The following is an 18,250-nucleotide window of genomic DNA, read 5'->3' as shown; positions in this document are numbered from 1 at the left end:
TCAACTTAATTCATAGCGATTTGTTAGCATGAATTAAGGATTTTATCAAACTATAAGGGGTGTAGTATGAGAAAAAATAATGCCGCAGTATATGCAGCAAGTGTATTAATCTTGGGAGGCCATATAGCAGGCTATGCAGCTAGTACAGAGTATACTGTAACTGGTGGTCAGGTCGATGGTGCGAATGCCATTGCTGTAGGTGCTAGTTCTAATGTGAATGCAGTGGATGGATTAGCCATAGGATATGAGGCAACTACTAGTGCAGCAAGTGGTGTAGCATTAGGTAGTGGTTCTATTGCAGATCGTGTTGGTAAAAGTGATGCTTACATTGGATATAATCCAATGAGTAACACACATTATAAAGTGGGCGAAGCAGGAGCAGATAATCCAGCCCTAGAAGCTTTATATGAAAATATTCGTCAAGCGAATTATAAAGTTTTAATAGCTGAAGAAGAAATTGAACGAGCTGAGAGTAAAAAAGAAAAAAAAGAGAGTGATGCAGATGCTGCAATAGCAGCGGCAAATGCCCAAAAGGCAAAAGCAGATCAAGATTTGGTAGATGCAGAAAAGGCCTATGCAGATGCTATAAAAAAAGCGAATGAAGCTGGTAATGCGTCCATTAGTAGCGCTTGGAATGCTACAGATGGGGCTGTATCTGTAGGTGGTACTAAAGCTGGTGTACAACATACTCGTCAGATTACCAATGTAGCAGCAGGCTATGAAGATACAGATGCTGCCACAGTAGGGCAATTAAAAGTATTGCGCAATCGTGTAGAACGTGAAAAGCCACGTTACATTTCTATAAAAAGTCGAGACCTTGGGGTAGATAGCAATGAGAAAAATAATGGAGCTACCAAAGAGGGGGCTATTGCCATTGGTCCAAGGGCACAATCTAAGAGTGAGAATGCCATTGCCATTGGACGTAATGTACAAATTGGTGAGAATTCAAAAAATACAGTAGCTATTGGTTACAGTATTCGAACAACAGGTGCATTTAGTGTTAATATAGGATATGGCGCTTCTACTGATAAAAATTATAGTACTGCTGTAGGGTATGGTGCTACTGCCTTAGAAGACTCTGTTGCTGTTGGGGGATCTTCTAAGACGACAGGCAAAAATAGTGTAGCCGTTGGTCGAGGATCTACTAGTACCATGGAAAGTGTAGCAATAGGCGATTCTTCAACAACTATTTACAAACAAAGTATAGCTGTAGGGTATAGTGCAGAAGCGAGGGATACATCGGCCATTGCTTTAGGTGCAATGAGTATGGCTAATGGAACTTCTACCATTGCTATTGGTGCTGGTACAAAAGTGGGAGATAAAGAAACGGGAATCACAGCAACCGCGGGTATCAGTATTGGGGAAAGAGCCTATACAGATGTAAGAACTGGTGTGGCATTAGGATCAGAAACATATGCTAATCGGGGAACGGACTCTCCATCTAACCAAGGCTATGACCCTTCTTTACATGGACCTCACTTTGTTAATGAAGAGGCAGAGAATACAGAGGTTGAAAAAAATCCTGATGTGATATCTGCGAAAGCAAGAGTAACAGAATTAGAAAATGAATATGCTAATGCTCCAGTAGAGAATCGGCATGTGGTAAAAGAACGATTAGATAAAGCGAAGGTTCTATATGGACAAGCAAAAGATATGGTAGCCACAACGTGGAAGGCAAATCGTTCAGCAGTATCTGTAGGTAATAGTCGCCTAGGTTATCGTGTCACTCGCCAGATCATTAATGTAGCAGCCGGTGGAGAAGATACTGATGCTGTCAATGTAGCGCAATTAAAAGCCTTAGAAAAACGTAATACTATTTTGGCAGGTAATGATGTGCCATTCAATGCAGATGGAACTGTAGCTACTACAACACCTGATACACGTGTGTACACACCAGGTGATAAAGAAATTAAGATCCAAGGTAAGGCAAATACTGTGTATGGAGTTGCTCCACAAGCTGGTGCAAAAGCTCCAGATGGTAAAAGCGAGTATGCGGCACCAACATTATATAGCTCTGATAATCTAATTACTTATAAAGACCCAACAGACTCTATTTTGCGCATTGGTATGCTTAACACGCCAACGTTTACAGGGGTTAACTTTGCTCATCCTACAATGAATATTACCTTGGGTGGAAACGATAAAGGTCAATTAACTTTGACTACAGGCGGTAAAGATGGTTCTTCCTCTACTACAAGTCCTGTATTGACTGTAGATTCCTTGAAAGAAGTATTAAAACCAGGTAAAGGTATCTCGATTACTACGAATGACGGTGGAGAATATGGTAAAACATATACTTTTAGCTTAGATAAAGATCAACTAAAAGGTGACCCAGACTTTAAAGGTGACAAAGGTGATAAAGGCGATCCAGGTGCTAAAGGTGACCAAGGTATTCAAGGTGAAAAAGGCGAAACTGGAGCCAAAGGTGATACTGGGGCTGACGGAAAGTCTGCTTTTGAAGTGTGGAAAGAAATGCCAGGCAACGAAGATAAAACGAAAGATGACTTTATCAAAGCTATTACTGGTCCGCAAGGTGAAGTCGGTGCAGTAGGCCCACAAGGTCCTCAAGGCCCACAAGGACCACAGGGGCCAGGTGGTGCTGGTGGTGGTACTGGTGGAGTAGGTCCACAAGGCCCACAAGGTGTTCAGGGTCCTAAAGGTGATAAGGGTGATACAGGTGCCGTAGGTCCTAAAGGTGAAACCGGAGCAACAGGTGCAGTAGGGCCTAAAGGTAAATCTGCTTTCGAAGTGTGGAAAGATATGCCAGGTAACGGAAGCAAGACAGAAGATGACTTTATCAAGGCCATTACAGGTGCAAAAGGTGACACTGGTGCAGCAGGCCCACAAGGTGAGAAAGGCGAAAAAGGTGACGCCGGAGCAGCTGGTGTAGCAGGACCTAAAGGCGACAAAGGTGATGTTGGCACAGCTGGTAAAGATGGAGCTGAAGGTAAGTCTGCTTTCGAAGTGTGGAAAGGATTACCAGGTAACGAAAGCAAGACAAAAGACGACTTTATCAAGGCCATTACAGGTGAAAAAGGTAAAGATGGTGCAGTAGGTCCTAAAGGTGAAAAAGGTGAAGCCGGCGCAACAGGTGCAGTAGGACCTAAAGGCGATAAAGGTGAAACTGGCGTAGTAGGTCCTAAAGGCGACAAAGGCGATGCTGGGAAAGCCGGTAAAGATGGTGCTAAAGGCAAATCTGCTTATGAATATTGGAAAGAAATTAAAGGCAATGAAAATAAAACAGAAGATGATTTCCGTAAATCTTTAGAAGGCGGTTCTAAAGGAGATAATCATAACTATGAAAAATTAGAGCGCCAAATTGGTGAACTTGGTAGTGATTTACAAGAATTACGCAAGGAAAGCCGTAGAGGCGATGCCCTAGGCGCTGCATTATCTGCATTAAAACCAATTCAATATGATCCATTAGAACCAACACAAATTATGGCTGGCGTAGGACATTATAAAAATATGAATGCCGTAGCATTAGGTGTGGCTCATTATACTAAAGAATCTACTATGTTCCATGCTGGTGTATCTATGGTACGTGGTGGTACTATGGTTAATGGTGGTGCAACTTTCAAATTTGGTAATAGTCCAGAGAAAAAAGCTATACCAGAACGTTATCGTAATGGCCCAATTTCTTCTGTGCTAGTATTGCATGATGAAATGGTAGCTATGAAAGAAGCCTATGGTCGTGAACTTACAGTTCTGACAGCGGAAAATGATAACTTACGTCAAGATATTGTGACATTGCAACAAGAAATGCAAGAATTACGAGCTATGGTTCGTAAATAATAAAAGGGGTCCTTCGGGACCCTTTTTTGTATACTAGAAATGAGTATGATAGTTTGTGACATTGTATAGAAGGACAGGAGTATAGGCAAAAACAACAGAGGCAAGTTGAGCGAATCAACTTGCCTCTGTTGTTGTATAGTTAAGTATGTATGATAGTTGTTAGTGTTTTTTATTTGGAGGAGTCTATTCTAAGCGATTCCATTAGAATGCTGGAAGAATAGCACCTTTGTATTTATCTTCGATGAATTTTTTGATTTCAGGGCTTTGTAAAGCTTTGATCAATTTTTGAATATCTTCACGTTTTTCATCGCCTTCACGAACGGATACGATGTTTACATATGGGGAATCTTTAGATTCTAAGAACAATGCATCTTTTGTTGGGTTCAAGTTAGCACCTAATGCAAAGTTTGTGTTGATTACAGAAATTGTGGAATCATCTAATGTACGAGGTAATTGAGCCGCCTCTAATTCAACGAATTTTAAGTTTTTAGGGTTATCTTTGATATCTTGTACTGTAGCAGAAATGCTGTTAGGATCGTTCAAAGTGATTAAACCAGCTTTGGAAAGCAATAGTAATGCACGACCACCATTTGTCGCATCAGATGGGATAGCTACTTGAGCGCCATCTTGTACTTCTTTCAAATCTTTTACTTTTTTAGAGTAAATGCCCATTGGCTCGATGTGTACGGCACCTGCTGTTGCAATGTGAGTACCTTTTTCTTTGTTGAAGTTTTCTTGGTAAGGAATGTGAGCGAAGAAGTTTGCATCAATTTCTTTGTCATTCAAGGATACATTTGGTTGTACATAGTCGCTGAACTCGATGATTTCTAATTTAATGCCTTCTTTAGCAAGGATTGGTTTTACTTGCTCTAGGATTTCAGCGTGAGGTACTGGGGAAGCACCAATTTTCAATGTTTTACCTGCATCGGAACCAGTAGAGCTAGTGCCAGTGGAACCACAGCCACCTAACAATAAGGCAGCGCCTAATACAGCCGTAGCGGCTAAACTAAATAATTTCTTCATATTTTATCTCCTTTTCTTTGTGTACTTACATAGTGAATTTCTACTTGCTTAGTATAACAAGAGTTTTGTTATAAGTAAAATATGTTATATATCTAAGGTGTTATAGTTATTGGCTATGAATTAGATGGCTACTACTGTGAAAGTAATAAAGACTCCCCTCATAAAGAATGCTAGTTTTATATGATTGTATTACATAGGAGTCCTATAGCCCACAAGAAGTGATACAGTGTACAAGATATAGAAGTAAACTTCATAGCTTCGTTTAATCGTATTGGATCTGCATAGGTGTTGAAGATATGGATGACTTTCATAGCAGGCAGTAAGGAAAGTAAAGCTACTAAGGAAGGCCATGGGATAACTCCGCAGATAGTCCATATTAGTATCCATAGAGAGCTAATGAGGAAGAGCCCTTGTAACAGTTGGAGGCCTCTTTCACGGCCAAGAAGAATGACTAAGGTACGACGACCGTGGTTCGCATCGTTCGTAAAGTCACGTAAATTGTTAGTCATCATAATAGCACCGATTAAGATGGTGGATGGTACGGCAGGAATTAGATAGGTCCAGTGCAAGGTGTGAGTCCAAGCAAAGAGGGTAATACCTACGATGGCAAAACCCATGGCAAGACCAGAGGCGAGTTCACCAAAAGGGGTACGAGAAATGGGTTTAGGTCCACCAGAGTATAAGATGCTAGTCAGTATGCAAAGCGTGCCTACAGGAATATACCACCATGTGACGGCCTTAGCGAGGGCAATGCCTAAGATGAGTGGAAGTATAGTCGTCATATATCCCCAACGTTTGATAATCGCTGGAGAGATTCCATCGCGGACGATAGAGCCACTATTTCCAGCCGCTTGTGTGAGGTCAAGGCCAGATTTAAAATCGAAATATTCATTCCAAATATTGGCTGCGATTTGCGCGCTTAACACACATATTAGAATGCCTACGGTATACACCAAGGATAGCCAAATAGGTTGTACGGTTTCAAACTGCGTAGCCCCCATTGCGGCCCCTAAGACAACGGGACTGAAAGCAGCCGTTAAGGTACGAGGGCGAATTAATGCAAAAAATTGTGACAGATTCATAGTCATCCTTTCATCATTAGAAGTTATATAATATATGGTATCATTCTAACCTAAATAGGAGATTATGACAAACAATAAGGGGAAAAACAATTATACATGAAATGTAATAGTAGAGTATAATAGAGAGAAGTAGACGATAGGCATAGTATTTAAATTGTCATAGAAAAGTGCTTAGTATGCTATAGGGTAGACCTATAAGAATAGGAGTTATTTATGATTACACATGCTCTATTAACAGATATGTATCAATTTACCATGATGCAAGGTTTATTTACGCAAAACAAACATCGTACTCGTTGTGTGTTCGATCGCTTTTACCGGACCAATCCATTTCAAGGCGCCTATACTGTGGTCGCTGGATTGGAACAAGTTATCGAGTATGTGAAAGGCTTGCGTTTCTCTGAGGATGATATTATCTATTTACGACAAACGGGTGTGTTTACAGAGGAATTTTTGGATTATTTAACAACATTCCGCTTTACTGGCACCATCTATGCGGCGCCAGAAGGATCTGTGGTATTCCCGGGGGAAGTGTTACTTCGAGTAGAATCTGCCAAGGATGAGGCCATTTTATTGGAAACAGCATTATCTATGTTTTTAAATCATGAGTCCTTGATTGCGACCAAAGCACGTCGTATCCGATCTGTCATTGGCAAGGATGGAGTAGCAGAGTTTGGTATGCGAAGAGCCCAAGGGGTGAGCGCAGCTGTACAAGGGGCTAGAGCAGCTTTCATAGGAGGCTTTGATAGCACTAGTGATGTGTACAGTGCTGCTTTGTATGGCATGCGACCTGTAGGGACTATGGCACACAGTTGGGTCATGAGTTTTCCTACTGAAATTGATGCATTCCGTGCGTATGCAGACCAATACGAAAATAATTTGGTGTTTTTAGTGGACACCTATAATACACTACATAAAGGTGTGCCTGCGGCCATCCAAGTGTTCCAAGAGATTCGTGAACGTCGAGGAGGCACGATGCCATCCATCTATGGCATTCGCTTGGATAGTGGCGATTTAGCGTATTTATCCATCGAGGCTCGTAAGATGCTAGATGAGGCAGGATTTAAAGAGGCATTAATTTTTGCCACCAATGATCTAGATGAATATAAAATTGCAGACTTGAAACAGCAAGGAGCAGAGATCACAGCGTGGGGTGTAGGTACAAAACTGATTACTGCCGATGAAACACCAGCCTTAGGTGGGGTGTATAAACTAGCCGGTCAATGGGAAGGGGACACCTTTATGCCAGCTATGAAATTTTCAGATAATATTGAAAAGGTAACAAATCCTGGTAAGAAAAAGGTATTGCGCCTCATCAATGTACGAAATCATAAGCTCATTGGTGATTTAATTTGCTTAGACCACGAAACAGTGGACACCACACAGGATTATGTGTTTAAAAATCCATTGTATCCATGGAAACAAACTGTGTTAAAGGCAAATGCTTTCAGAGTACAAGAACTATTAGTACCTATCTTCGTAGATGGAGAATTGGTGTACAATGTACCTTCCTTGGCGCAGGTGAAAGCCTACGGAGAAGAGCAAATTCAATTACTATGGCCAGAATTTTTACGACTTCGTAGAGCCCCGGAGGTGAAAGTCAACATTAGCGAAGAATTGCATCAGTTGAAATCTAAATTATTATTGGAAAAAGTAGGGGACCCTAGTTAGGAAGGAGTTATTATGAATTGGAAATGTGTGATGGCTAGTGTGGCATTAGCAGGGACGATGATTTCAGGATATGCAGCATCGATTACATTGGATGGGCAAGGTAGTGTAGAGTTACCTAGTTATGTTTCGATAGTTAACCATGATGATCTCATTGATGGTGGTTTAAAAAAAGAAGATACGGTTCGTAAGGTAGGTTCTAATCATTGGCATATAGATGAAACAGAGGCTAAGGTGCTAGATAAAATTGTCAAAGATGTGGTGCAACGGGGGCAACGGTATCAGTTACAAGGTCGTGATGAACGAGGGTTACACACGGCAGAACTAGTACACTTTCACATGACAGGTGCGGAAGCGGCCGAAGTATGGAAAATTAAATATAAAGGAAATACTATTGTACCACAATCTGTGGGAGAAACATTATATAATAAAACGGTGAAAGAAATACAAAACATAGATCTCTACAATGTAAATGTTATGGGAGGAAAACGTATAGAAAAGAATGGCGCAGCCTTAGCTCCCTTCGTTACGAGCACTAATCCAGAGTTCAGTAGCACTGAGATTCTGAGAGCCGTATTACCCCTTGTGAACGTAAGATTTCTTGATGGAGAGATGATGAAACCTGTACGCCTACAAGGCGATACAGGATTGTATACGCATGGTAGAGTGCAATTGGATGTGGATGGATTTGTGTTACCTGCGTATATTAGTTTTATAGGACGGTATGGTCAAGATGGGGTATCTATCACTCTAATAACGACGGCTGATACATCGAGATCCTATTGGCAACCTGTTATCAAGAGTCTGTTAGGTGTGAAGGGAGAATAAGTAGATGAAATTATGGAAGCAAATGGGACTGGCTGTCATAGTGACCAGCCTTATGATGGGCTATGGACAAGTGTCAGCACAAGTACATGATACTACCTATGAGGTGGTAGGTAGTAGTGCATCAATGCCATATGGTATAGCAGGTAGTAGTGCGTCGATCTCCGATGAGATAGCAGGTACTAGTGACCTAATGTCAGATGAGGAAGTAGGAGTTCCTTCGAGTACTATCTTAGATGCCGAGAAAAAACGTCAAACTGGTGACGAAATCATAGCAGAGTTCGATGCGATGCTAGAACAGAATCCATTGACTGATTTGCGTCAAACCGTAGGATCAAAGATTACCGTTAAGCAATTGTCTTCTTCAAAGTTAGCAGAGGTAGGAAAAGGGTATGTGTATGCCAACCTAGGTAAAGTGAGCACTACAGTTGGTGTGGTAAAGGACTATACGGGACTGAAGAACATGAAAGAGGGACTTAAGCTAGGACATTATATGGATGTTTATGAATTACAAGGGGCTGATCAATATGGTTTAAATACAGCTTGGGTTCTTGTATTTCCACTACCTAAAGAGTTGTTAATGAATGCGCAATCATCGCTATCATACGGAAAAGAGGGGCTTTCATCAGCAGAAATGGATAGAATTACTCGTGATGCAAACGACTTATTAAACCATTTTAATATTCATATTGCAGAAGACAGAGATATTGATTATTCTCAGAATAAACGTCCAGCAAAGATACGATTACGGAATGTAGAACCATTACATACCTTAACAGATACTAAATATGGTACGATGACAACAGCGGGAAATATGACCTATGATATAACAGGGATTCAATATCCTGGATATCTGCGTTTAGCCCTAGTGGGAACACCAGAGTATTTAACAACGATTGTCATGGGTACTACCGAAGTGGAAGGAACATTCTTTAAGCCGTACTTCTTGCAAATGTTACAGCATATAAAGTAATTTTACTTGTCCACGAAAGATATATTTTCGATGGATAGTAAGGCTCGCTTAATGGATAGCCCTCCTGTGTAACCAGTGAGGGCATTTCCTTTGCCTAACACACGATGACAAGGGATGATGAGAGAAATAGGGTTAGCACCAACGGCAGATCCTATGGCTTGGGCTCCTTTAGGAATAGGGGAGTTAAATACACGTTGGCTTAGCTCTCCATAGGTAAGGGATGTGCCGTAGGGAATATGCTGTAATTGAGACCATACTTTTTGTTGGAACGTTGTGCCTTGAGGAGCTAAGGGAATCATCATCGTTGGGACTTGTCCGACGAAGTATTGATCTAGCCATTGGATAGTTTGTTGCAAAATGGGGGAAGAAATAGTCTTGTCTATGACCACTGGTTCTTGGAAATTTACAGATTGAGTTGGAAATGTGAGCCCTATTAAGGCGGAGGCTGTGGCATATAGTGTAAGAGTGCCCAAAGGGCTTTCATAAGTAGTATAAATAATAGACATATAGGTACTCCTTATAGAGGTATGCAAATAAAGTACAATAGAAGTATGAAAAATAGCTACACTTCGATACCATTACATGCTATACTAGTGATATATTATAAATGTCTTATGGTAATGAAAGGGGACAACTATGAAACAAGTGTATACAGAGCAAGCACCAGCAGCATTAGGACCATATTCTCAAGCTTACAAAGCAAATGGTTTTGTGTTTATCTCTGGTCAAGGCGGTATTGATCCAGCACAAGGCGCTTTAGTAGAAGGTGGCGTGGAAGCACAAACATTGCAAGCGATGAAAAACATCGAAGCTATCTTAAAAGAAGCAGGCACTGATTTTTCTAAAGTTGTAAAAACAACATGCTTTTTAGCAGATATGGGTGACTTTGCCAAATTTAATGCTATTTATGCTGAGTATTTTACATCTAAACCAGCTCGTAGTTGTGTGGCAGTCAAAACATTACCAGCTAACTTCTTAGTAGAAGTAGAAGTGATTGCCCTAGCAGAATAGTATATTGTATTATACCATAAGCGGTTTAATGAGTACTAAAAAGCTGTTACATTATGATTGACTCTTAATGTGGCAGCTTTTTGCTTATGGTCAGATGATGGAAGTAGTGATAGAACAGGTGAAATTATGTTAAGTAAACCAAAATATTTAAGTACGGTGAAAGCCATAATACATATTATTATTGGATCGACGGTGTTTGCAGTAGGGGTACAGGGATTTATTGTACCACATAAACTTTTAAGTGGTGGCATTAGTGGTTTAAGCTTGATTATTTATTATGTGACACAAGGTATATTAAGTTTAGGTTCTATTAACTTTCTTTTGAATATACCAGTGCTGTACGCGGCATGGAGATGGTTAGGACGTTGGCACCTAGGGATTACCATATTAGGCACTATCATCATGTCTATTTTGATTAACCTATTGTCTCCATTAGAAGCCTTGGAATTAACAAAGAATCCAATTATTGGAGGTATCTTAGGGGGTCTATTCTCTGGATTGGGTCTTGGTATCGTATACCGTGGTGGCGGTAATACGGGTGGTATGGATCCTATTGCTATGATTATTCGGAATCGTTTTGGATTACAAATAGGCAGTATCTTATTTGGTATTAATATGATGATTCTTATCGTTGGTGCTATTGTTATCAATATAGAGGCAGCGGCTACCACTTTGATTAGTACCTATTTAGCGGCGATGGTAACCAATAAGGTAATTACTGGTTTTAACCAACGGAAGGCGATGTTTATCATTTCCTATAAACCAGTGACGATTTGTAATTTAATCATTGATAAAATTGGTCGTGGTGCTACGATTTTGAATGGAGAAGGCGCCTATACACATCAGCCTAAACAGGTTATTATGGTAGTAGTAAGTTTGTTGCAAGTGGCTCGCTTGAAAGCTGCCGTAGAAGCGGAAGATCCAACAGCATTTATGGTGATTACGGATGCAGCAGAGGTTATCGGCACAGGTTTCTCGGCAAGGTCTACGAATGGTGCTGTAGAACGGGTATTGCAAACCTGTGATCCAGTGAAAGCGGCTGAAGCAGAGCAAATGATTCATGAAGTGCAAATGGCAAGAAATGAAATCCCTTCCCAAGAGCATAAGGAGGAACACTAATATGGTACATCCATTGGCAGGACAACCTGTAAAAAAAGAAGATTTGATTCATGTAGATACAGTTGTGAAAGACTTTTTTCGCATTGTTCCTAATCATGAGACTTTAGAAGAACGAGTAAGCTTTGGTACGTCTGGACATCGAGGGATTGCATCCAAAGGGACCTTTAATGAACTCCATGTGGCAGCCATTGTACAAGCAATTTGTGATGTGCGTCAAGAATTTGGTGCTACAGGACCTTGCTATATTGGACAAGATACACATGCCTTATCACAACCAGCTTTGCAAGTAGCCATTGAAGTCTTGTTGGGAAATCGTGTGAAAACACGTGTGGATGCACATCGTGAATTTGTGCCTACTCCAAGTGTGTCTCGGGCTATTTTGCGACACAATGCAGATACAACGGCGGAGAATGTAGCAGATGGTATTATTATTACGCCTTCTCATAATCCGCCAGAACATGGTGGTATTAAATACAATCCACCTCATGGGGGCCCTGCAGATACAGCTGTAACCAAACGAATTGAAGCATTAGCTAACGAATATTTGCAAAAAGGATTTGATAGCATTCAACGATTTTCCTTTCATCATCTAGTGGGGGCTCATGAAAGTGCTCATTGTGGTTGCTGTCATCATGAAGAAGAGAAAGCAGTAGCACCTGCTGCGATTTCTATAGACGAAGCGGGACAATATTTAGAACCATATGATTTTAAAATGGCCTATGTAAAAGAATTGCCTCAGATTATCAATATGAAAGCAATCCAAGAAGCCAATCCAAAGGTGTTAATTAATGCGTTAGGAGGCAGTGGAGGGGCCTATTGGCATGCCATTGCTGAGGAGTATAACCTAAACTTTACTATCATTAATAGTGACTATGATCCAACATTTAGCTTCATGTCCTATGACCATGATGGTGCTATTCGTATGGACTGTTCTTCCCCATATGCTATGGCAGAGGTAGCAAAAAATTTAGGTGATCATGAACTAGCTATTGGCAATGACCCAGACTATGATCGTCATGGCATCGTCACAGAAGAAGGTTTGTTAGCACCCAATCAATATTTAGTAGTAGTTGCTAAGTATTTGAATGAAACTCGCCCTTGGGAAGGAAAAGGTGTTGGTAAAACAGCTGTTGTGACAAGTTTGATGGATGCCTATTGCAAAGATTCCAATCATCCAGTCTATGAAGTGCCAGTAGGTTTTAAATATTTTGCTCCATTATTATTTGATGGACGCATTGGCCTAGGGGCAGAGGAGAGTGCAGGAGCGTCCTTCTTGCAACAGGATGGAACCGTATGGACTACTGATAAAGATGGCATCATTTTAGGACTTTTAGCGGTGGAAATGGTAGCCACTACAGGGAAAACTCCGGCACAACACTATGTAGATATTACGGAACAATGGGGAACACCGGTGTTCCAACGTGTGGATATGCCTTGCACAGCGGAAATAAAAAGTGCTTTAAAAGGTATGAAACCTAGTGATGTGACTATGACAAAATTAGGAGGCAGTCCGATTCTAGATATTCGTACGACCTCTTTGTTTGAAGAACAACCTATCGATGGTGTTAAAATTGTGACAGATACAGGTTGGTTTGTAGCACGACCATCAGGTACAGAAAACTTATATAAAATGTATGCAGAGTCCTATTTAGGCGAAGAAGGGCTGGCGCAGCTGATGGAAGATGGTAAATACATTATTGAAGGGTTAGTAACAAAATCTGTTTAGTTGGTAACCGTCTTTAACATGTCCATGAAGAGAAGGGAGTCCATGTACTTACTGAGTCTGTTCTTGTATGTCCTGTGTTTAACTGATATAATTAATAAATATGGTCTATATACAATGAACTAAGTATTCGAATAACAGACTATTGACAATCATTTGTTATAATCATGAAATACCACGTATGGAGGTGGTGGAATGACAGTATATTTATGGGCCTTTGTCATTGCTCTCGTAGTAACGTATATTTGCACGCCTTTGGTGAAACAATTTGCTGTTAAGGTAGGTGCTATTGATAAACCAGATGCACGTAAGGTGCATCAAGTGTCAATTCCACGATTAGGTGGATTGGCCATCTATATTGGCTATATGGTATCTTTGCTATATAGTGTGAAAGATGTGTCTTCTGTCAAAGGATTAATTGTGGGTTCAATTATCCTAGTAGCAGTAGGGATTTGGGACGATATTAAGCAAATTGGTCCAAAAACAAAATTAATGGGACAAATTTTGGCGGCTCTTATGTTGCCACTATTTGGCAATGCGGTGCATTTTATTAGCATTGGTGACCATCTATTGTATTTAGAATATTTTACTATACCGTTGACGGTATTTTGGATTGTAGGATTTACGAATATTGTGAATCTCATTGATGGATTAGATGGATTGGCAGCAGGGATTTCTCTCATTGCGTGTATTACGATTTGTATCGTGACGTTGCAAATGGGGCAAATCGAATTGGCTTGCATTACTTTGGCATTAGCTGGGGCGGCTTGCGGATTCTTGCGCTACAACTTTAATCCTGCCAAAATATTTATGGGTGATACAGGCAGTATGCTATTGGGTTATACCATGGCAGCTATCTCTGTCATGGGTAGTGTAAAAACGGCAGCGACTGTGGCATTGGTGGTACCTGTGATTGTGTTAGGATTACCAATTTTAGATACTTTATTTGCCATTGTACGTCGACGTATTAATGGACGCCCTGTATTCCAACCAGATAAAGGACATTTGCATCATCGTCTACTGGCGATGGGGCTCACACAAAAACAAGCTGTGTTGCTCATGTATGCCATCACCGCACTTTTAGGCTGTGTGTCTATCGTGGCGGCAAAAGCAAACTTTGTCATAGGAGTCTTGCTAGTGCTTGTTATACTTTGTGCATGCGTGTGGACAGCAACAAAAATTGGGATTATATCCAAAGACAACGACGTTCGTAAATAGCTATGCAAAACGCCAGGAGCTCATGCTTCATGGCGTTTTTTTTAGGCAAAGGGAAAGCGTGGCACATTCCTTCACAAACGGTATTTCATAATGTTTGTTCAGGAACATGCCACGCTTTCTAGTGTTTGTAGAATTAAGTATATTACGCCATGTTGCTTACGCTTATGGCGTTTTGTCTAGTGTTTGCTCACTCTGTGAGGGGAGGGTTGTGACCTTTTATTTTGATGTACTTCTTTACAGTTTCTACTAGTATGGAAGGCTTGTACATGATACAATAGAGATAATTGAAAAAGCTTAATAAAGTGATTTAGGAAAGTTTGTATATGACGGCTTTCATGGTAAAGGAAGTAAACGAAATATGTGGGAGGTACTATGTTAAAAGTCATGACCATATTTGGGACACGTCCTGAGGCAATAAAGATGGCACCAGTTGTTAAGGCTTTGGAAGCAGCGCCTGATATGGAGTCCATCGTTACGGTAACGGCACAGCATAGAGAAATGTTAGATCAGGTGTTGCATTTGTTTTCCATAACACCTAATTATGATTTAAATATTATGAGTCAAGGGCAGACCTTGTATGATGTAACTTGCCGTGCCTTAATGGGACTGCAAGAGGTATTGAAAGAAGCAAAACCTGATGTGGTGCTTGTTCATGGCGATACGACCACTACTTTTGTGGGGGCGCTAGCGGCATTTTATGAAGGGATTCCTGTTGGGCATGTGGAGGCAGGTCTTCGGACGGGTAATATTTACTCTCCCTTCCCTGAGGAGATGAATCGCAAGTTGACGGGGGCCATTGGGACGTACCATTTTGCACCCACCACTACATCGGAAGCGAATTTATTGAAAGAAAATATAAATCCAGATCACTTGTATGTAACAGGGAATACGGTTATCGATGCGCTGCAAACTACAGTAAAGGAAGACTACACATTTACTGAAGAGTTGCTGAACAAGATTGATTACGTGAACCAAAAGGTTATTTTGGTGACCACTCATCGTCGTGAGAATTTAGGCGATCCAATGCGCAATGTGTATGAGGCAATTCGTGATATTATTGGAGAACATGAAGAGGTTGAAGTTATATTCCCTATGCACCGAAATCCAAAGGTACGCAGTATTGTACAAGAGGTACTAGGTGATATGCCACGTGTACATTTGATTGAGCCATTAGAATATGAACCATTTGCAAACTTAATGGATCGGACCTATCTTATTATGACAGACTCTGGTGGTATTCAAGAGGAAGCACCATCCTTAGGTAAGCCCGTATTGGTACTTCGTGATACTACGGAGCGCCCTGAAGCGGTCCAAGCAGGTACGGTAAAATTGGTAGGTACTAATAAAGCAGCTGTATACGCCACAGCAAAAGAGTTAATTACGAATGTAGAGGCATATCATGCTATGTCAAACGCAGTAAATCCTTATGGAGATGGGTTAGCCTCTGAACGAATTGTTCAGGCGTTACGTCATGAGTTTTTTGAACATCAAGAAAAACCATCATCCTTTGGGAAATAATCATCGATGCATGCGTTCTAGTTATAATTGAGTTGATACCTACTTTCATTGATAGTGTAAGTGAGGAATGTACACGGTTTTGAATCAAATCGCATAGAAAGTTTTGATAGATATAAAATTTATATATTGTTAAAACGGTTCGTATCGGTGGTATAATCTACCATGTTAGAGGTATGGGAGGTGTATCTATGGGGAAAGAAAAATCAGAACTATGGATGGCTATCTCCAGAGCATCTACCACAGGGTTTACTATACTTTGTTCTATCGGTATCTGTATGGGGATTGGTTATGCTATTGATCACTATGTAGGAACGCACCCATGGGGTGTGCTTCTAGGTGGATTAATTGGCGGTTTTCTAGGCCTATATGGTGTCATACGTCAGTGTATGTAAGGAGATTATATGAAAGAATATATCACCTATATCAAAAGTCATTGCCGATGGATACTTTCAGTGGCTATACTAGGTGTAGTTGTGTTATGGTTCCTAGATTGGTCTAGTCATATTACTGGTTGGCTGTGGGGGATGATGACCTATGTTATCTATTTCCTGTATTTAGCATTACAAACCTATAAGATGAAAGATGCCACCTTAGAAGATGTAAAACGACGAGTTTGGATTGGTGTTATGAGTCGATTTAGCTTAATTGTATTGTTGGTGGGCATAAGTACGCAAATACCTTCGATTTCCATGAAAGGTGTTTTAGGTGGCATTTGTGTGTTTGTTCCCATGCAGTATATTGAGTATAGTATGTATGTACGCCAACGTATTAGGTAATCATCTATGTGAAAGGGGGTGGGAATATGGAGTTGCATGCAGGGCATCATCATGTTGTTCAATGGATGGGAATCTCTTTTAATATGGATACGTTGTATATGACGTGGCTAGTGATGGCGATTATTATTGTAGTCACACTATTAGCTACGCGCTCACGCGCCATGGTACCACAAGGGATTCAAAATGTGATGGAAAGCGTGTTAGAAGGATTGACTGGTCAGTTTAAAACAAACTTAGGCAATCAATGGAAGTTTTTAAGCTCCATACTATTTACGTATTTTCTATTTATTTTGGTAAGTAATGAGTTAGGGTTGATTCCGAGTCCGCATATCTTGGCATCGCCAACAAATGATATTAACACGACTTTGGGACTAGCCATTTCAAGCTCAATTCTTGTATGGATTGTGGGTTTGAAAGTAAAAGGAATTGGCTATTTTAAGCACTTTGTACAGCCATTTAAATTATTTATCATCATCAATTTAATGGAAGAAATAGCGAAACCTGTCACATTAGCCTTCCGTTTGTTTGGTAACATACTAGCGGGGGAAATTCTTTTAGAATTATTATATGCCTTGGTACCCTATGTACTTCCTATCGTATGGTTAGCTTTTAGTCTAGCAATCGGTATTATTCAAGCGTTTATTTTTGCCATGCTCGTTACATCCTATTTGGGGATGACAATTGGAGATGGACATTAATAGTTTAGGAGGAAATCATAATGGAATTATTATTAGCAAAAGCGTATGTATTGGTTGGTTCTGCCATTGGCGCTGGTTTAGCAATTGGTTTAGCTGCGATTGGCGCAGGTATTGGTGACGGTCTTGTATCTGGTAAAGCTTTAGAAGGTATGACTCGTCAACCAGAACAATCTGGTAAATTGTTCACAAATATGTTAATTTCTGTAGGCTTGATCGAAGCGGTGCCTATTATCGCAGCAGTTATCGCGATTGTATTAGTGTTCGCAAACCCATTGGTAGACTTACTTAAATAATAGACATTAGCTAAGAGGAGGTATGACCGTTGGTAGATTTAAACGGCACACTCGTACTTCAGATTTTAAACTTTATCGTGCTAGTGTTGATTTTAGCAAAGTATGCGTATAAACCGTTATTGCAAACCATGGAAGAACGGAAACGTCGCATTGAGAGTGATCTTACCAGTGCAGAACAAGCTAGAGAAGAAGCGGCTGCGTTGAAAGCTGAATATACAGCGCAATTGCAAGAAGCTCGTAAAGAAGCACAAGGCATTATCGAGACTGCAAAACAACAAGCAGAAGCTGAATCACAAGCACAAATCAAAGAGTTACGAGCTCAACTAGTGAAAGAAAAAGAAATTGCCCGTCAAGAAATTGAACGGGAACGGGAAAAAGCAATGCAACAAATTCGTGTAGAAGTAGTGAATTTATCTGTACAGGTAGCTGGCAAATTAATCGGAAAAGATTTTTCCAGTGCTGATAATGTGGCTCTTGTAGAGGATACCATTGCAAAACTAGATAGTACAACTATAAGGTCGTGATACG

Annotated in this window: 17 protein-coding genes; 14 read left to right on the top strand and 3 right to left on the bottom strand. The window is 40.5% G+C overall.

The genetic code is table 11. The features are described from left to right. Positions 1–66: 66 nt before the first annotated feature. A complete protein-coding gene (locus tag EO113_RS05620; RefSeq protein ID WP_127135759.1) occupies positions 67–3,795 on the top strand; it encodes a YadA-like family protein in 3,729 nt (1,242 codons plus the stop codon). Between the two features lie 201 nt (positions 3,796–3,996). Here EO113_RS05620 and EO113_RS05615 read toward each other — a convergent pair whose 3' ends face one another. Further along, positions 3,997–4,818 (bottom strand): MetQ/NlpA family ABC transporter substrate-binding protein, encoded by an 822-nt coding sequence (locus EO113_RS05615; protein ID WP_009353368.1) that lies wholly within the window; start codon positions 4,816–4,818, stop codon positions 3,997–3,999. A 176-nt stretch (positions 4,819–4,994) separates the two neighbouring features. Beyond that, positions 4,995–5,900: a 1,4-dihydroxy-2-naphthoate octaprenyltransferase gene (menA, locus tag EO113_RS05610; RefSeq protein ID WP_009353274.1), complete on the bottom strand. Its 906-nt coding sequence runs from the start codon at positions 5,898–5,900 to the stop codon at positions 4,995–4,997. 213 nt (positions 5,901–6,113) lie between these two features. Between menA and EO113_RS05605 the strand changes: the two genes are divergently transcribed. Genes EO113_RS05605 through EO113_RS05595 form a run of 3 tightly spaced genes read left to right on the top strand, consistent with a single transcriptional unit; the run spans position 6,114 to position 9,366 of the window. After that, positions 6,114–7,571, top strand: coding sequence for a nicotinate phosphoribosyltransferase (locus EO113_RS05605; RefSeq protein ID WP_127135758.1), 1,458 nt, complete (start codon positions 6,114–6,116; stop codon positions 7,569–7,571). A gap of 12 nt (positions 7,572–7,583) precedes the next feature. Beyond that, complete coding sequence (locus EO113_RS05600; protein ID WP_009353302.1) at positions 7,584–8,396, top strand: hypothetical protein; 813 nt, start codon at positions 7,584–7,586, stop codon at positions 8,394–8,396. Positions 8,397–8,400: 4 nt separating this feature from the next. After that, positions 8,401–9,366, top strand: coding sequence for a hypothetical protein (locus EO113_RS05595; protein WP_009353383.1), 966 nt, complete (start codon positions 8,401–8,403; stop codon positions 9,364–9,366). A 2-nt stretch (positions 9,367–9,368) separates the two neighbouring features. Here the strand turns inward: EO113_RS05595 and EO113_RS05590 are convergent, their stop codons facing one another. Next, entirely contained in the window at positions 9,369–9,872 is a 504-nt protein-coding gene (locus tag EO113_RS05590; RefSeq protein WP_127135757.1) for a methylated-DNA--[protein]-cysteine S-methyltransferase, read from the bottom strand. Between the two features lie 130 nt (positions 9,873–10,002). Here EO113_RS05590 and EO113_RS05585 point away from each other — a divergent pair, with 130 nt between their 5' ends. The 10 genes from EO113_RS05585 (at position 10,003) to atpF (ending at position 18,246) form a co-directional block, all read left to right on the top strand. After that, positions 10,003–10,377 carry a RidA family protein gene (locus tag EO113_RS05585; RefSeq protein WP_009353332.1) on the top strand — a complete coding sequence of 125 codons (375 nt, stop codon included), beginning with the start codon at positions 10,003–10,005 and terminating at the stop codon, positions 10,375–10,377. A 126-nt stretch (positions 10,378–10,503) separates the two neighbouring features. Beyond that, a complete protein-coding gene (locus EO113_RS05580) occupies positions 10,504–11,496 on the top strand; it encodes a YitT family protein (RefSeq protein ID WP_009353335.1) in 993 nt (330 codons plus the stop codon). Between the two features lies 1 nt (position 11,497). Beyond that, on the top strand, positions 11,498–13,222 hold the full coding sequence (locus tag EO113_RS05575) for a phosphoglucomutase (protein ID WP_164726339.1): 1,725 nt from the start codon (positions 11,498–11,500) through the stop codon (positions 13,220–13,222). A 192-nt stretch (positions 13,223–13,414) separates the two neighbouring features. Beyond that, entirely contained in the window at positions 13,415–14,437 is a 1,023-nt protein-coding gene (locus tag EO113_RS05570) for a glycosyltransferase family 4 protein (protein ID WP_127135756.1), read from the top strand. Between the two features lie 372 nt (positions 14,438–14,809). Beyond that, on the top strand, positions 14,810–15,955 hold the full coding sequence (gene wecB / locus EO113_RS05565) for a non-hydrolyzing UDP-N-acetylglucosamine 2-epimerase (protein WP_127135755.1): 1,146 nt from the start codon (positions 14,810–14,812) through the stop codon (positions 15,953–15,955). 188 nt (positions 15,956–16,143) lie between these two features. Further along, a complete protein-coding gene (locus EO113_RS05560; protein ID WP_164723840.1) occupies positions 16,144–16,347 on the top strand; it encodes an AtpZ/AtpI family protein in 204 nt (67 codons plus the stop codon). A gap of 9 nt (positions 16,348–16,356) precedes the next feature. Further along, positions 16,357–16,731 carry an ATP synthase subunit I gene (locus EO113_RS05555; protein WP_127135754.1) on the top strand — a complete coding sequence of 125 codons (375 nt, stop codon included), beginning with the start codon at positions 16,357–16,359 and terminating at the stop codon, positions 16,729–16,731. A 26-nt stretch (positions 16,732–16,757) separates the two neighbouring features. Beyond that, a complete protein-coding gene (gene atpB / locus EO113_RS05550; protein WP_127068361.1) occupies positions 16,758–17,429 on the top strand; it encodes a F0F1 ATP synthase subunit A in 672 nt (223 codons plus the stop codon). Positions 17,430–17,449: 20 nt separating this feature from the next. Further along, positions 17,450–17,722, top strand: a complete 273-nt coding sequence (atpE, locus tag EO113_RS05545; RefSeq protein ID WP_009353316.1) for a F0F1 ATP synthase subunit C — start codon at positions 17,450–17,452, stop codon at positions 17,720–17,722. A gap of 29 nt (positions 17,723–17,751) precedes the next feature. Further along, positions 17,752–18,246 (top strand): F0F1 ATP synthase subunit B, encoded by a 495-nt coding sequence (atpF, locus tag EO113_RS05540; RefSeq protein ID WP_127135753.1) that lies wholly within the window; start codon positions 17,752–17,754, stop codon positions 18,244–18,246. The last annotated feature ends 4 nt before the right edge of the window (positions 18,247–18,250 follow it).

The sequence above is a fragment of the Veillonella sp. 3913 genome (assembly GCF_003992235.1).
Taxonomy (GTDB): Bacteria; Bacillota; Negativicutes; order Veillonellales; family Veillonellaceae; genus F0422.
This window is presented reverse-complemented; position numbering and strand designations above follow the sequence as displayed.

Coding starts and splice junctions, on each gene's coding strand:
- atpB (WP_127068361.1), top strand. CDS start 16,758: ATGGAGTTGCATGCAGGGCATCATCATGTTGTTCAATGGATGGGAATC.
- EO113_RS05620 (WP_127135759.1), top strand. CDS start 67: ATGAGAAAAAATAATGCCGCAGTATATGCAGCAAGTGTATTAATCTTG.
- EO113_RS05590 (WP_127135757.1), bottom strand. CDS start 9,872: ATGTCTATTATTTATACTACTTATGAAAGCCCTTTGGGCACTCTTACA.
- EO113_RS05560 (WP_164723840.1), top strand. CDS start 16,144: ATGGGGAAAGAAAAATCAGAACTATGGATGGCTATCTCCAGAGCATCT.
- EO113_RS05570 (WP_127135756.1), top strand. CDS start 13,415: ATGACAGTATATTTATGGGCCTTTGTCATTGCTCTCGTAGTAACGTAT.
- EO113_RS05595 (WP_009353383.1), top strand. CDS start 8,401: ATGAAATTATGGAAGCAAATGGGACTGGCTGTCATAGTGACCAGCCTT.
- EO113_RS05600 (WP_009353302.1), top strand. CDS start 7,584: ATGAATTGGAAATGTGTGATGGCTAGTGTGGCATTAGCAGGGACGATG.
- EO113_RS05605 (WP_127135758.1), top strand. CDS start 6,114: ATGATTACACATGCTCTATTAACAGATATGTATCAATTTACCATGATG.
- EO113_RS05585 (WP_009353332.1), top strand. CDS start 10,003: ATGAAACAAGTGTATACAGAGCAAGCACCAGCAGCATTAGGACCATAT.
- EO113_RS05615 (WP_009353368.1), bottom strand. CDS start 4,818: ATGAAGAAATTATTTAGTTTAGCCGCTACGGCTGTATTAGGCGCTGCC.
- EO113_RS05580 (WP_009353335.1), top strand. CDS start 10,504: ATGTTAAGTAAACCAAAATATTTAAGTACGGTGAAAGCCATAATACAT.
- EO113_RS05575 (WP_164726339.1), top strand. CDS start 11,498: ATGGTACATCCATTGGCAGGACAACCTGTAAAAAAAGAAGATTTGATT.
- wecB (WP_127135755.1), top strand. CDS start 14,810: ATGTTAAAAGTCATGACCATATTTGGGACACGTCCTGAGGCAATAAAG.
- menA (WP_009353274.1), bottom strand. CDS start 5,900: ATGAATCTGTCACAATTTTTTGCATTAATTCGCCCTCGTACCTTAACG.
- EO113_RS05555 (WP_127135754.1), top strand. CDS start 16,357: ATGAAAGAATATATCACCTATATCAAAAGTCATTGCCGATGGATACTT.
- atpE (WP_009353316.1), top strand. CDS start 17,450: ATGGAATTATTATTAGCAAAAGCGTATGTATTGGTTGGTTCTGCCATT.